This is a genomic window from Sphingobium sp. B2D3C (assembly GCF_025961835.1).
Lineage (GTDB): Bacteria > Pseudomonadota > Alphaproteobacteria > Sphingomonadales > Sphingomonadaceae > Sphingobium.
Genome location: NZ_JAOQOK010000001.1, coordinates 2094596 through 2108909, shown reverse-complemented (window position 1 = coordinate 2108909; position 14314 = coordinate 2094596). Strand labels below are relative to the sequence as shown.

The 14314-nt window shown below is 66.1% G+C and carries 11 protein-coding genes; 7 read left to right on the top strand and 4 right to left on the bottom strand.

Going from position 1 to position 14314, the window contains the following annotated elements; all coding sequences use genetic code 11:
- Positions 1 to 19: 19 nt before the first annotated feature.
- Entirely contained in the window at positions 20 to 193 is a 174-nt protein-coding gene (locus M2339_RS09800) for a hypothetical protein (RefSeq protein ID WP_264586753.1), read from the bottom strand.
- Between the two features lie 202 nt (positions 194 to 395).
- A complete protein-coding gene (locus M2339_RS09795) occupies positions 396 to 1853 on the bottom strand; it encodes an aldehyde dehydrogenase family protein (protein ID WP_264586754.1) in 1458 nt (485 codons plus the stop codon).
- A gap of 89 nt (positions 1854 to 1942) precedes the next feature.
- Between M2339_RS09795 and M2339_RS09790 the strand changes: the two genes are divergently transcribed.
- Positions 1943 to 3022, top strand: coding sequence for an aldo/keto reductase (locus M2339_RS09790; RefSeq protein ID WP_264586755.1), 1080 nt, complete (start codon positions 1943 to 1945; stop codon positions 3020 to 3022).
- A gap of 17 nt (positions 3023 to 3039) precedes the next feature.
- Here the strand turns inward: M2339_RS09790 and M2339_RS09785 are convergent, their stop codons facing one another.
- Positions 3040 to 4170, bottom strand: a complete 1131-nt coding sequence (locus tag M2339_RS09785) for an acyl-CoA dehydrogenase family protein (RefSeq protein ID WP_264586756.1) — start codon at positions 4168 to 4170, stop codon at positions 3040 to 3042.
- Positions 4167 to 5342, bottom strand: coding sequence for an acyl-CoA dehydrogenase family protein (locus M2339_RS09780; protein ID WP_264586757.1), 1176 nt, complete (start codon positions 5340 to 5342; stop codon positions 4167 to 4169). The genes M2339_RS09785 and M2339_RS09780 overlap by 4 nt, the downstream gene beginning before the upstream one ends.
- A 341-nt stretch (positions 5343 to 5683) precedes the next feature.
- Between M2339_RS09780 and M2339_RS09775 the strand changes: the two genes are divergently transcribed.
- The 6 genes from M2339_RS09775 to M2339_RS09750 all read left to right on the top strand — a co-directional run bounded on the left by M2339_RS09775 (position 5684) and on the right by M2339_RS09750 (position 14244).
- Positions 5684 to 8590: a TonB-dependent receptor domain-containing protein gene (locus tag M2339_RS09775; protein WP_264586758.1), complete on the top strand. Its 2907-nt coding sequence runs from the start codon at positions 5684 to 5686 to the stop codon at positions 8588 to 8590.
- 112 nt (positions 8591 to 8702) lie between these two features.
- Entirely contained in the window at positions 8703 to 10856 is a 2154-nt protein-coding gene (locus M2339_RS09770; RefSeq protein WP_264586759.1) for an acetate--CoA ligase family protein, read from the top strand.
- A 3-nt stretch (positions 10857 to 10859) separates the two neighbouring features.
- Positions 10860 to 11660 (top strand): crotonase/enoyl-CoA hydratase family protein, encoded by an 801-nt coding sequence (locus M2339_RS09765; protein WP_264574657.1) that lies wholly within the window; start codon positions 10860 to 10862, stop codon positions 11658 to 11660.
- Positions 11661 to 11663: 3 nt separating this feature from the next.
- Complete coding sequence (locus M2339_RS09760) at positions 11664 to 12836, top strand: thiolase family protein (protein WP_264586760.1); 1173 nt, start codon at positions 11664 to 11666, stop codon at positions 12834 to 12836.
- A gap of 5 nt (positions 12837 to 12841) precedes the next feature.
- Positions 12842 to 13267, top strand: coding sequence for a Zn-ribbon domain-containing OB-fold protein (locus M2339_RS09755; RefSeq protein ID WP_264606317.1), 426 nt, complete (start codon positions 12842 to 12844; stop codon positions 13265 to 13267).
- A 248-nt stretch (positions 13268 to 13515) separates the two neighbouring features.
- Positions 13516 to 14244, top strand: coding sequence for an SDR family oxidoreductase (locus tag M2339_RS09750; RefSeq protein ID WP_264579481.1), 729 nt, complete (start codon positions 13516 to 13518; stop codon positions 14242 to 14244).
- The last annotated feature ends 70 nt before the right edge of the window (positions 14245 to 14314 follow it).

Genomic DNA, 14314 nt, shown 5'->3' with positions numbered 1-14314 from the left:
CGCGAAAGCGGGAATCCAGTCAAGCTCGCGAGTTCAACCCCAGGGTGACGGCAAGATCCTGCCAATCGGGGTTGGCCTGCTCGATCAAATCGAGCTTCCAGGTTCTGTGCCATTTCTTGATCTGCTTTTCGATGAGGTTGGAGGTGACGCCCAGAGAGAGCGTACCGTTGCGATGCGGCGCCAGCAGATACACTTAGGGATCGATTTCGCGTCATTTCAACGTTGCTACTGGATTCCCACGTTCGCGGGAATGACGAGGTCAGGCAACAATCATGTCCGGACGATCACATGATGAGACAAGGCCGATCCCGGACAAGTACCGGACCATCCCCCTGCGCCAGTCATTGATCCGCTTGGCTGAGCGGGAGCGGAGCACCTCCGTGCCCGCGGCTTCTTCACCCAAGTGGAATCGTGACAGCCTGCATTTCCATATAGGATTGCATGCCCAATACGCCCTGTTCCCGCCCATAGCCTGAATGCTTGGCGCCACCGAACGGCACGTCGCGGCCATTGCCGCCGTGCCGGTTCACCCAGACCATCCCGGCCTCAAGCTGCCGGGCAATCGCGCCGCCGCCGTCCGTGTCCGCCGTCCACACCGATGCGCCGAGGCCGAATTCGGTGGCGTTGGCGCGGCGGATGACATCCTCGATCTCGTCGAAAGCCAGCACCGGCAGCACCGGGCCGAACTGCTCTTCGCGCACCAGCGGCGCTGCGTCATCCAGTCCGGCGACCACCGTCGGCATGACGAAATAGCCCGGGCCCGGCAACCGCTCGCCACCGGTGAGGATCTGCGCGCCCGGAGTCGCCCGCACGCCGTCGAGCAGCGCCAGCACCTTCTCGAACTGCATCCGGTTCTGGATCGGCCCCATCTGGCTTTGCGGATCGGTGCCCGGCCCCACGCGGATGGCGGCGGCGCGGCGGGCCAGCGCCTCGACCATCGCCGGGTACAGCGCGCGATGCACGAACACCCGCTTGATCGCCATGCAGACCTGCCCGCAGTTGGCAAAGGCGCTGCGGGCAATGCCCTCGGCGGTGGCTTCCACGTCCGCATCGGGCAGGACAATGGCGGGATCGTTGCCGCCCAGTTCCAGCGTGATGCGCTTGAAGGTGCCTGCCGCGCTCGCCATCACATGCCGGCCGGTCGCCACCGAGCCGGTGAAGCTGATCTTGTCCACATCCGGATGCGTTGTCAGCCAAACGCCCAGATCATTGCCGCCGCTCAGGATGTTGACCGTGCCCGGCGGCACGATGTCGGCAATCGCCTGGCCGATGGCGAGCGTGGAGAGCGGCGTGAGCGGAGAGGGCTTCAGCACGATGCAATTGCCGGTGTAGAGCGCCTGCGCGATCTTCACGGTGGCCAGCATCACCGGCACGTTCCACGGCGTGATGCCGCCCACCACGCCGAGCGGCAGGTAGCGGATTTCCACCCGCTCGCGCGCATCTTCGCGCAGCACGCCGCCGGCGACATCGAAGGCACTCAAGGCCTCGATATGATCGGCCGCACGGCGCACCTCGCCAATGGCGTCGCGCAAGGGCTTGCCCTGTTCGGCGGTGAGCAGCGCGCCCAGCGGATCGGCGACCTCGCGCAGGCGCGCGGCGATCCGGTGGATGACGGCGCGCCGCTCGGTCACATCGCGGGCGGACCAACCGGGGAAGGCCCGGCGCGCGGCGGCGACGGCCCGGTCGAGATCGTCCCGCTGCGCGTCCGGTGCCTGCGCAAAGGCAGTGCCCGTCGCGGGATCGATCACCGGCATGAACGCCTCTCCCGCCACGATCTCCCCGTCGATCAGCATGCCGGCGGCAAGCTGGGGCGAGTCAAGCATGGGCTTTTGCGCGGTCAGACGATCGTTCATGTTGCTTTTGGCCTCCGCTTGGCTCACATCCGGCGATACGCCATAAAGATAATATAGTAGTATAGTTTGAGCAATCGGGAAGGGGTGGAATGTTTGACGATTTTGTGACCTTGGGACGGTCCGGCCTGCGGGTGAGCCGTTACGCGCTCGGCACCTTCAACTTCGGTGGCGCCCAGCCCTGGAGTCTGGACGCCACCGCTGCCGGGCGCCTCATTGCGCAATATCGCGACCTCGGCGGCAACTTCCTCGATTGCGCGAACAGCTATGGCGGTGGCGAGGCCGAGACGATCCTGGGCGATTATCTCGCAGGCGAGCCCGGCCTGCGCGACCGGTTGGTGATCGCCACCAAATTTGGCTCGAATGTCCGCGAGGGCGATCCCAATGCTGGTGGGGGCGGGCGCAAGTCCATCCTGCAAAGCGTCGAAGCCTCGCTGCGCAAGCTCAAGACCGACCGGGTCGATCTGCTCTGGATGCACATCGTCGATCCGCTGACGCCGATGGATGAGACGATGCGTGCGCTCGATGATCTGGTGCGGGCGGGCAAGGTGCTGCATGTCGGCCTCTCCAACATTCCGGCGTGGAAAGTAGCCGAGGCGCACTGGCTGGCGCAGTGGCGCAATCTGGTGCCGGTGATTGGCCTGCAGCTGCAATATTCGCTGATGGAGCGGAATATCGAGGTCGAGCATGTGCCGCTCGCCCGGGCCTATGGCATGGGCATCGCGGCATGGTCGCCGCTCAAGAGCGGCGCGCTGAGCGGCCGCTACCGGCGCGACGATGCCAGCAATCATGATGCCGAAGGGCGCGGTTCGTTCCTTGCCCGCATTCTGGATGAGAAGGCCGAGCGCGTGCTGGACGTGGTGCTGCAGGTCGCGGAGCGCCACGGCGCCAGCCCAGCACAGATCGCGCTGGCCTGGCTGCAAGCGCAACCCTGGGTCGCGACGATCCTGCTGGGCGCCAACGATGCCGACCAGCTTGTCGAGAATGCCGCGGCGAGCCGCATCACCCTGTCGGCCGAGGATCTGGCGGCGCTCGATGCCGCCGGACCTCCCGCGCTGAGCTATCCCGCCGACTTTGCGCGGCGTGCCACGGGCTCGATCAGTGGCGGCACCCGCATCAACGGCATCGCGCCACCCACTGGCGGCGGCTCGCCGAGCCAGAGCCGCCGCTAAGGGTTTAAGCTGAGCGCTTAAAGGGCCAGCGCCGCGTAGCGCTCGAGATGAGCGTTGCGGTCGCCATGCGAAAGCTCGAACAGCCCCAGCCGGGCGAACAGATGCGCGGCCGGATATTCCTGCACCAGCCCCATGCCGCCATGGAGTTGCACGCACTGCTCGCCGATGAAGCGGGCCGACTCGCCGACCTTCACTTTCGCCGCCGAGACCGCGCGGGCGCGTGCCGCTTGGTCGTCCGCCTCGCAGGCGGCTACGGCGGCGGCCGCGATCGGCGCGGCGAGCTCCTGCGCGATGGCCATGTCGACCAAGCGATGCTGGAGCACCTGAAAGGCATCCAGCGGGCGACCGAATTGCCGGCGGGTGTGGGTATGCTCGCGAGCGAGGGCATTCGCCGCCCGCAAGGCGCCGACGGCGTCCGTGCAGGCGAGGGCGGTGGCTTCATCGAGCGCGCGGGCCAGTGCCGTCTCGCCGCCCGGCATCCGCGCGGCGGTGGGGATGATGACGTCGTCCAGCAAGAGGTCGGCGGCACCGGTCCAGTCGAAGCAGCGGGTCGGGCGAACGGCCAGATCCGCCGCCGGGACGAGAAACAGCGCCACACCCCCGGCCGTGTTCGCCGAGACGATGAACAGGTCTGCGGTATCCCCGCCCGCCACGGCAACCTTGTGGCCCGAGAGGCGCCAGCCATGCGGATCGGGCGTGGCGTGGGCAGTGATCGGCCGGCCGTAGCCGCCATCGGCTTCCTCATGCGCCAGCACGACGCGGACTGCGCCGCTGCAGATGGCGGGCAGCCATGCCGCCTGCTGGTCCTCGCTGCCGGCCGCCGCCAGCAGTCGCGCACCGATCATCACCGCCGCATAGGGCTCCAGCACCATCGCGCCGCCCATCGTCTCGACGGCCATGGCCAAGTCACCGAGCGAACCGGGGAAGCCGCCATGCCCCTCCGGCAGGGTGAGGGCGAGCAGGCCAAGCTCGGCATAAGCCGCCCAGGCCGCCCGCGATTCCCGCGCGGCGCTCTCATACGCATCGCGGCGTTGCTCGAAGCTGTAGTGCCGCGCGAGCACGGTCTCGAGCGAGTTGCGCAGCAGGTCGCGAATGTTCGTCTCTTCGGCACCGCCTGCCGGCGCGGCGTCCATCACGGTCGTGTTCATCGGGCTGTCCCCAGGCCAAGCGTTTTGGCGATGATGTTACGCTGGATTTCGTTCGACCCGCCGTAGATGCTGACGACGCGCGTATCGAAATGGCTTTTGAACAGGCGCCCGAGCCATGGCTTGCCCGCATCGCCAGCATCCATGGCGGCGTCGGGGGCGAATGGCGCGGCGCTGCGGCCCGCCACCTCGACCAGCAGGCGGGTCAGTCGCTGCTGAAGCTCCGATCCCTTGATCTTGAGCATATTGGCCTCGATTCCCGGGGCGACCCCGGCTCGGGCGCGGTCCAGCATGGCGGTGGCCATGGCCTCCAGCGCATCCAGCTCGATGGCCGCCTCGGCGATGCGCGCGCGGACATGCGGCACGCCGGCCAGCCCCTGTTCGGCCGCGATCTGCTTCAGCCGCGCCAGCTGGCGGCGGTTGAGGCCGATCCGCGCGATCGACAGCCGCTCATTGCCGAGTACCACGCGCGAATAGGTCCAGCCTTTATGCGGCTCGCCGACCAGATTTTCGGCGGGCACCCGCACAGTGTCGAAGAACACCTCATTGGTGGTGTGGGCGCCGTTGAGCAGGATGATCGGGCGAATGTCGATGCCCGGCGTCTTGAGGTCGATGAGCAGCATGGAGATGCCCATTTGCGGCTTGGGCGCATCGGGATCGGTGCGGACCAGCGCGAACATCATGGTCGATTCATGCGCCATGGTCGTCCAGATCTTCTGCCCGTTGACCACCCAATGGTCGCCGTCCCGCACGGCGCGAGTCTTGAGCGAGGCGAGGTCGGACCCGGCACCCGGTTCGGAGAAGCCCTGGCACCAGATGTCCTCGCCGGAGAGGATGCGCGGCAGATAATGGGCCTTCTGCTCCGGCGTGCCGTAATGCATCAGCGTCGGGCCGAGCATCTTGAGGCCGAAGGAGCCAAGGTCGGGCGCCCCTTCCTCGGCCAGCGTTTCGGAGAAAATATAGGTCTGGACCGGGCTCCAGCCGGTGCCGCCATGCTCCACCGGCCAGTGCGGCGCCGCCCAGCCGCGCGCATGCAGCGCCTTGTGCCACGCGAGCCGCTCCGCCGCGGTGATGCCGACCGCGTTGGTCACTTTCTCGCGCACATCCGCCGGGCATTGCGCGCGCACGAATGCGCGGACCTCTTCGGCAAAAGCCTGCTCGCTTTGCGTGTACATGCCTGTCCTCTCCTTCTCCTTCCCATCATCGCGCGCGCGCAGATAATATCAAGTAGCTTTATATAAAGCGGCTGGAGAATGTTGTTGTCATTAGCATCGATTTGCGCAACAATTGAGTCGTCACCGGATCGGGGCAGAGGGCTGCGCGGTTTGCATCGAGGGCGCCGCCGGCAAGCCTTGGTTTCCGGTGCATCGGGCCGTCATCCAAGCACCTGTTAAAACCCGGCGACCCCAAAAGATAATATAGTATCATTGTTGTTGACACAGCCTTTATGACGCTTAGTCTCGGGCACAATGAAAGGCCGGCAGGCGCAAACCTGCGGCAACAAATAGGAGGGGATATGTCTCGTCGAACATGGTTGCTCGCGTCTGCTGCCGCTTGCACATTTGTCGCCCTGGGGTCTGCCCCGGCGCTCGCGCAGGATGGGCCGGCGCCCCAGGCGCAGGATAACGATGCGCAGGTGCGCGATATCATCATCACCGGTTCGCGCGTGAAGCGCGATGGCTTCCAGGCGCCCACGCCGCTGGTCGTCGTGACCTCCGAGGCGATTGCAGAGCGCGGCGCGGCGAATGTGGGCGACTATCTCAATGAGGTGCCGTCCTTCCGCCCGAGCGTCAGCAACCAGACGAACACCCAGTCGTCCAACCTCTCCGGCGCGACCTTTGCCGATCTGCGCGCGCTGGGGAACATCCGCACCCTGGTGCTGGTCGATGGCCGCCGCCATGTGCCGACTGTGCCGACCGGGCAGGTTGACCTCAACCTCATGCCGACGGTGCTGATCGACCGGATCGACGTCGTCACCGGTGGCGCGTCCGCCGCTTACGGGTCGGATGCCATTTCCGGCGTCGTCAACGTCATCATGAACAACCGCCTGACCGGCCTGAAGGGCGATCTTTCCCTGGGTCTTTCAGAAGAAGGCGATAATTTCGAGCGCCGCGTAGGCCTCGCATTCGGCAGCCCCTTCGCGGACGGGCGCGGGCATTTCACCATCGGCGGCGAATATGTGAAGTCCGATGGAATCGGCAGCTTCGATGATCGCGCCTGGGGCCGTCGCTACGAGGAATCTGTCTCCTTCGCGGCCAACCGTCCGGCCGGCGTGCCTTCCCGCTCATTCGAGAGCGGCGTGCGGTTCGTCAACTCGCTGATCGGCGGCGTCATTCTCGGCAACAATGCCGATACGAACCCGGCCAATGGCGTCGATGCCCTGCGCGGCATCTGGTTCCCGGCGCCCGGTCAGGTCGGCACGTTCACTTATGGCAATGAGAGCGGCGGCTCATCCTACAATATGTCCAGCTCGCAGGGCACGCCGCCCCGTCTCGGACATACGCTGGTGCTGCCGATCGACCGTTATGTCGTGCGGGCGAACCTCAATTATGAGCTGAGCGACTCCGTCGGCATGTTCGTCGAAGGGAGCTATGGCCGGTCCGGGTCCGATTATTCCGGCCCGATGCCGCGTGACACCGCGGTCAGCGGTCCGCGTGCGGTGGTGATCCAGCGGGATAACTATTTCCTGCCGGCGCAGGTCGCGACGATCATGGACGCGAACAATATCACGTCCTTCGTCATGGGTCGGTCCAACCCCGACTTCTCGTCCACCCAGATCGTCAACTTCAACAGCACCTATCGCATCGTCGGCGGGCTGAACGGCAACATCAGCGGGTGGAACTGGGACGCTTACGTCCAATATGGCCAGAACAAGCTGGAATCGCAGATCCGCAACATGCGCATCCAGCAGAACTTCATCTGGGCGCTGGATGCGATCCAGCTTCCCAATGGTCAGATTGTCTGCCGCAACACCGTCGCGCGGGCGCAGGGCTGCCAGCCACTCAACCTGTTCGGCGCCGGCGCGATGTCGCAAGAGGCAACCAACTATGTGAACGGCACGCAGTTCCAGTCGATCACGACCAGCCAGTTCGTGGGCGCCGCCAATATCAGCGGCGAGCCCTTCTCGACCTGGGCGGGGCCGGTCTCGCTCGCGGTCGGCGGTGAATATCGGCGGGACAGCGCCGAAAGCGTGGTGGATTCGCTCGCGGCCGCCGGGGCGTACAACTTCTCGAACCCCAAGCCCTATGAAGGCGCGTTCACGACCAAGGAAGCCTATGCCGAGGTCGTGGTGCCGCTGGCCCGCGACGTGCCCTTCTTCAAGTCGTTCGATCTCAACGGCGCGATCCGGCACACCAATTATGAGGTGTCGGGCGGCGTCACGACGTGGAAGATCGGCGCGACCTGGGATGTGGTCGATGGCGTCCGCCTGCGCACGACACGCTCGCGGGATATCCGTGCACCCAATGCGGCGGAGCTGTTCTCGGTAACGTCCACCCAGTCGACCCTGCGCAATCCGTTCAACGGCGTGTCGCGGTCCTACACGGTGGTCTTCGCGCCCAGCGAGACGCTGGCGCCGGAGAAGGCGAACACCTTCACGGTCGGTGCGGTGTTCACGCCCACCTTCCTGCCCGGCTTCTCGGCCTCGGTCGATTTCTACAATATCAAGATCGACGGGGCGATCGCGAGCTTCCCGGCGCAGCAGATCATCGACAATTGCTATGCCGAGATCCAGGGCGGCACGCCGGGGGCCTTCTGCGCCACCACCTCGCTATCCGGCACCGGCACGAGCACGGAAATCAACTCCGTGACCGTCCAGTTGCTCAACCTTGCCTCGCTTGAAACGCGCGGCGTGGACTTCGAGATGGTCTATCGCTTCAATGCCGGGCCGGGCCGGGTCACGACGCGCCTGTTCGGCACCTATGTCGCTGACCTGATTTCCGACGACGGGCTGGGCGTTGCACCGACCTATAATGCCGCCGGGATCATCCAGACGCGCGGCAGCCGCATCGACCGCGCGGGGCAGTTGGGCGGGTTCACCTCCGGCCTCAACACCGGCGCGACCAGCGTGCCGCATTGGCAGCTCAATGCCAGCCTGGGCTACGAGACGGAGAAGTGGGGCACCACGCTCAACGCGCGCTGGATCGACAAGGGCATTGTGGACGCTACGCTCGTCCAGCCGGGCGACCCGGACTATAATGCGGCCTCGCCGATTTCGGTGGGCAATATGAACGTCGCCTCGCGGCTGTATCTGAACTGGACCGGCAACGTCACGCTCATGCAGCGGGGCGACAAGAAGGTGCAGCTCTACGCCGTGGTCAACAATCTGCTGAACAAGGAACCGCCGTTCCCCAGCACGCAGGTGGCCGGCTTCTACGACCGCATCGGCCGCGCCTACAAGGTTGGCGTCCGCTTCGCCTTCTGACCGTTCGGTCCGTGGCCGGGAGCAGCATCCCGGCCATGGTCCGGCTTTTCGATAATGGGGGCCGCGCTCGCGCGCCCTTTTTCATGGCCCCCTCAGCATGAATGGTGATCCTATGTCTGCGACCGATCTTTCCCCCCGGATCAAACCTGTGCGGGGAGCCGATGCGGTCGCCTTGTTCATGCGCCCCCGCTCGATTGCGGTCATCGGTGTGTCGGCCAAGCCCAAGACGGCGGGGCGGACGGTGCTCGCCAATCTCCAGCTCAATGCTTTTGATGGCGATGTCCATGTCGTCGGCCGGGCCGAGGGGGAGATTGACGGCTATCCCGTGACGCAGAGCATCGACGATCTGCCTGAGGGCGTCGATCTGGCGGTGTTCACGCTCCCGGCGGCGGGTGTCAAGGACGCGCTGGAGGCCTGCGTACGGCGGGGCGTCAAGGCCGTGACAGTCTTTTCTTCAGGCTTTGCCGAGGCCGGTAATCGGGCAGGGCAGGATGAGCTCGTCCGCATCGCCTATGAAGGCAATATCGCGCTGCTCGGGCCGAACTGCCTGGGTTATACCAATCTCGTCAATGGCTTGCCCATCGGCTTTGCCAACGCTCGCAAGGTCGCCAGGCTGGCACCGGACGATCCCAATCCCGCCATTGCCATGGTCTCGCAGAGCGGCGGGCTGATGGCCTATGCCAGCACCAATCTCGCCGCGCGGCATCTGCCGATGGCCTATACCGTCTCCACCGGAAACGAGGCCGGCATCGGTATCCCAGACTTCATCGATTTCTTCGCGCAGGATGAGGCGACCAAGGTCATCGCGCTCTATCTGGAGGAAGTGCGCGATCCGCAGGCCTTCCTCGCCGCGGCCCGGCGCGCGCAGGCGGCCGGCAAGGCGCTGGTCGCCATTCATCCGGGCCGGGGCGAGAAGGGCAAGGCCGCGATCCAGTCGCACACCGGCGCGCTGGCGGGCGACTATGCCACCATGCAGCTCCATCTCGATCGGGCCGGCGTGGTGCTGGTCGAGACGCTGGAGGAGTGGGTCGATGTGATCGAGCTGCTGGCGCGCTATCCGGTCGCGCCGACCAAAGGCCCCGGCGTGCTCACCTTCTCCGGCGGCTTCTGCGCCATCGCGCATGACTATTTCGAGGCGCTGGACATGGAGATGCCCGCGCTCACCGAGCAGACCCGCAGCGAACTGGCGCCGCAACTCCCTGTCTTCATCCCGCCGCGCAACCCGCTCGATCTCGGCACGCAGGCGATTTTCCAGCCGGAGCTGATCCCGCTCGGCACCAACGCGCTGATGGCGGATGGCAATGTCGGCAGCGTGCTGATTGCCATCAACAGCGGCACGGCGGCCTCGCAGCGCGGCTATGGACCGATGTTCATCGACAGCCTCAAGGGCAAGGATCGCCCGGCGATCATGGCCTTCCCGGCGCCCGAAATGGATGCCGACTTCGAAGCCTCGGTGCGCGCCAACCGCCTGATCCTCAGCCGCTCCATCGAGCGGTCGATGACGGCGCTGTCTCGCGTCACGCGCCATGGCCGCTCGCTGGAGCGCTCGGCGCGCTCGGTCACCCACACGCCCTTTGCCGGTCTGCCGACGCTGGGTAGCGGACCGCAGCCCGAATGGCTCGGCAAGCAGCTGCTGTCCGCCATGGGTATCCGCGTGCCCGCCGGCGGCCTCGCCACCTCGCTTGAGGAAGCCGAGGCGACCGCCGCCAAGGTCGGCTACCCGCTGGCCATCAAGGCGCAGGCCGGCGCGCTGGCGCACAAGACCGAGGCGGGCGGCGTGATCCTGGGCATCCGTGACGCCGACGAGCTACGCCGCGCCTGGGACGATCTCCACGCCAATGTCGCCCGCGCCCAGCCCGGACTGGTGCTGGATGGCGTGCTGGTCGAGAAAATGGCGCCCAAGGGACTGGAACTGATGATCGGCGCCAAGCGCGATGCCAAATGGGGGCCGGTCGTGCTGGTCGGCCTCGGCGGCATCTGGGTCGAGGCGCTGGGCGATGTGCGCCTGCTCCCAGTCGACATGGCGCAGGACGATATCGTCGCCGAGCTGATGAAGCTGCGCAGCGCCAAGCTGCTCAAGGGCTTCCGGGGTTCGCCCCCGGTCGATGTGCAGGCGGTCGCCCACACCGCCGCGCTGATCGGCCGCCTGATGGAGACCATGCCGCAGATCGAGGAGATCGACCTCAACCCCGTCTTCGTGCATCCCCAAGGGGAAGGGCTGACGGCCGTCGATGCCCTCATCATCACCGCTGCGGAGGGGAACTGAACCATGAGCGAGACGCTGGCGACCTATGAGCTGGATGGCGAGATCGCCATCGTCGGCATCAACCGCGCGGCCAAGCGCAATGCGGTCAACACGGAGGTGATGGCGAGTCTGCACGCGGCGTTCGAGCGCGCCGCGTCGGAAGCGCGTGTTGGCATCCTCTTTGGCCATGGCGGCAATTTCTCGGCCGGGCTGGATCTGGCGGAAGCCGCCTCGCGCATGAGTGGCGCCAATCCGCCCAAGCCCTGGGAGCGCGGCCGCTGGACGGTCCCGCTCGATCTCGTCGCGCGCGGGCCGATCCCGTGGATCGCCGCGCTGGAGGGCGCCTGCATCGGCGGCGGGCTGGAGATCGCCTCGGCCTGCCAGGTCCGCGTCGCCGACGAGAGCACCTTCTTCGCCCTGCCGGAAGGCAAGCGCGGCATCTTCGTGGGTGGCGGCGGCGCCGTGCGCATTCAGGGCTTGATGGGCTATGCCCGCATGGCCGACATGATGCTCACCGGCCGCGTGCTGAGCGCCGCCGAGGGCGAGCGCGCCAATCTCTGCCAATATGTCGTGCCCAAGGGCGAGGCGATGGCCAAGGCGAAGGAACTGGCGGCCAGCATCGCCAGCAATGCCCCCAACACCAACTGGGCCGTGTGCGCTGCGCTCCCCCGCATCGGCGACATGAGCCACAGCGACGGGCTGTTCTTCGAGGGGCTGATCGGCGGATCGGCCCGCAGCAGCGAGGGCACCGACCGCATCCGCGCCTTTGTCGAGCGCGGCGAGAACAAGGTCGCCGCGCCGCCCTCCGACCCGACGAAAGGCTGAACCATGGCGCTGCGCGATAACGCCATTGTCGGCTATGCGGAGACCAAGATCGTCCTGCGCAGCGAGGTCGATGTCTGGGAGCTGGGCGCCGAGATCCTCGACGGCATTCTGGAGCAGACCGGCTTCGAGAAGGGCGAGATTGACGGGCTGATCCTGTCCTCCTCGTCCACCGGCGCTGGCAACATCTTCTGGTCGCAGACCACGGCCGATCAACTCGCACTGGAGCTGGATTTCTGCCAGACGGTCGACATTGGCGGCTCCTCGCCGGTCGGCGCGGTGGCGCGCGCCGCCGCCGCTATCGATGCCGGGCTCTGCACCACCGTCCTCTGCCTTTTCGCCGATACCGCCGTGGCCGAGAATAACGGCCGCCCGCGCTCCTATGGCGCGGAGTGGACCACGCCTTATGGCTATCTCGGCGCACCCGCTGCCTTCGGCATGTTGAGCCGTTATTATCATGACAAGTTCGGCCTGGACGAGCGCGCTCTCGGGAGGCTGGCGGTGGCCCAGCGCGAGCACGCCCTGCGCAACGACAAGGCCTGCGAGAAGCTGCGCAAGCCGATCACGGTCGAGGATTATGTGCAGTCGCGGATGATCAACGATCCGATCCGTTTGCTCGATTGCGTCATGCCGTGCGATGGCGCCAGCGGCGTGCTGGTCACCAGCCGCAAGCGCGCCGAGCAGCGCGGCCTCACGCGCTGTGCGCTGCTGCGCGGCTATGGCGAGCGCACCAATCTCGGCGCCGCATCGGCGATTGTCGATCCCACCGTCACCGGCCACCGGCAGGCGGGGGAACGGGCCTTCGCGCAGGCCGGGCTCACCCCGCGCGATATGGGCTCCTTCCATCCTTATGACGACTTCATCATTGCGATCATGATGCAGTTGGAAATGCTCGGCTTTTGCGCGCACGGGCAGGGCGCGGCGTTCATCCACGAGACCGATTTCCTCTTCTCCGGCGATCTGGCGCTCAACACCGGCGGCGGCCAGATTTCCGCCGGGCAATGCGGTCTGGCGGGTGGCGGCACCAATCTCGTCGAGGCGGTCCGGCAGCTTTTTGGCGATGGCGGCGCGCGGCAGGTGAAGGACCGCCGCCATGCGCTCGTCACCGGCATCGGCGGCATTCCCTATGGGCGGAACTGGAACACCAGTACCGCCCTCATCCTCACGTCGGAGGGCTGAGGCGCATGGCCGATCTCAACGATCTCCTCGATATCGATCGCCCGCTGCCGCCGGAGCGCAGCTTCTCGCGGCCCTATTGGGAAGCGACGCGCGAGAAGAAGCTGCTCATCCAATATGATCGCGTGGCCGGCGCCTATCAGTTCTACCCGCGCCCCACGAGCATCTACACCGGCCGCCGCGACAATCTGGAATGGCGCGAGGTCTCCGGGCGCGGCACGATCTTCAGCTACACCATCGTCCGCCGCGCTCGCCCGCCGTTCCGCGACAAGGAGCCCTATGTCGTCGCCATGGTCACGCTGGAGGAAGGCGTGAATGTGATGAGCAACATCATCCATCGCAGCGAAGCCGAGCTGAAGACCGGGCTGGCGGTGAAGCCCTATTGGCACCCGCTGCCCGATGGTCGCCACCTGTTGCTGTTCGAACCGGCCTGAGATCTCGCCGCGCGATCCTCTTTTGAATGGCCAGAGCGACGACGCCTGCTTAGGCTAGGCGATATCGAAGGTTTGAGCGAAGGTCTGACACCGCGCTAGCACCCCTTCGTCATTCCCGCGAACGCGGGAATCCAGTTCTGCGCCTACGCCTTGACGCAAGGTCCAAGCTGGATTCCCGCGTTCGCGGGAATGACGAAGGGAGATGGCAAGCCGGTGCATTCGCCGCGCGCAAGGGAGAAGGACGCATCATGAGTTACATCAAGGGCAAGGTCGCGCTGGTCACCGGCGCCAGCTCCGGTCTCGGCGCGGCCATCGCAACCGAATTTGCCGCAGCCGGGGCCTCGCTCATCGTCGGCGCGCGCCGCAAGGCACCGCTGGATGCCTTCGTGGCAGAGGTCGAAGCGCGGGGCGGGCAGGCGCTCGCCGTGCAGTGCGATGTCTCGCAGGAGGCCGCTGTGCAGGAGATGTTCGCCGCCGGCCTCGCGCGGTTCGGGCGCATCGATATTCTCATCAACAATGCCGGCATCGCCGATCACACCCCGACCGATGAACTCTCCTTCGCGCGCTGGTCGGAAGTGATCGACACCAATCTCAACGGCGCTTTCCTGTGCGCGCGGGAGGCGCTGCGGATCATGAAAGGGCAGGGGGCGGGGCGAATGATCCACATCGGCAGCCTCTCCGCGCAGGTGCCTCGCCCGAACACCATTGCTTATGCCGCGAGCAAGTTCGCGCTGGCGGGCATGAACCATTCCCTCGCCATCGATGGGCGCGATCATGGCGTTGCCTCGTCCATCTTCCACCCCGGCATTGTCGGCACCAATCTGGTGCAGAACATGCAGGAGGGCGATCCGCGCGACCGGATCAGCGCCGATGTGGCGGCGCGCGCGGTGCTGGCCATGGCCGATCTGCCCGATCATGTGAACTTCGTCGATGGCACCATATTGCCGCTCAATATGCCCTTTCTGGGCCGCGGCTGACCGCACCCGATATTGTTGTTTCAAGCAACGGAGTTGTTGACAGGTCGATAGGATGCATGGGAAGCTGAGC

Excerpts from the sequence above, each read along its gene's own strand:
- M2339_RS09795 (WP_264586754.1), bottom strand. The coding sequence starts at position 1,853 with ATGAACGATCGTCTGACCGCGCAAAAGCCCATGCTTGACTCGCCCCAG.
- M2339_RS09790 (WP_264586755.1), top strand. The coding sequence starts at position 1,943 with ATGTTTGACGATTTTGTGACCTTGGGACGGTCCGGCCTGCGGGTGAGC.
- M2339_RS09785 (WP_264586756.1), bottom strand. The coding sequence starts at position 4,170 with ATGAACACGACCGTGATGGACGCCGCGCCGGCAGGCGGTGCCGAAGAG.
- M2339_RS09780 (WP_264586757.1), bottom strand. The coding sequence starts at position 5,342 with ATGTACACGCAAAGCGAGCAGGCTTTTGCCGAAGAGGTCCGCGCATTC.
- M2339_RS09775 (WP_264586758.1), top strand. The coding sequence starts at position 5,684 with ATGTCTCGTCGAACATGGTTGCTCGCGTCTGCTGCCGCTTGCACATTT.
- M2339_RS09770 (WP_264586759.1), top strand. The coding sequence starts at position 8,703 with ATGTCTGCGACCGATCTTTCCCCCCGGATCAAACCTGTGCGGGGAGCC.
- M2339_RS09765 (WP_264574657.1), top strand. The coding sequence starts at position 10,860 with ATGAGCGAGACGCTGGCGACCTATGAGCTGGATGGCGAGATCGCCATC.
- M2339_RS09760 (WP_264586760.1), top strand. The coding sequence starts at position 11,664 with ATGGCGCTGCGCGATAACGCCATTGTCGGCTATGCGGAGACCAAGATC.
- M2339_RS09755 (WP_264606317.1), top strand. The coding sequence starts at position 12,842 with ATGGCCGATCTCAACGATCTCCTCGATATCGATCGCCCGCTGCCGCCG.
- M2339_RS09750 (WP_264579481.1), top strand. The coding sequence starts at position 13,516 with ATGAGTTACATCAAGGGCAAGGTCGCGCTGGTCACCGGCGCCAGCTCC.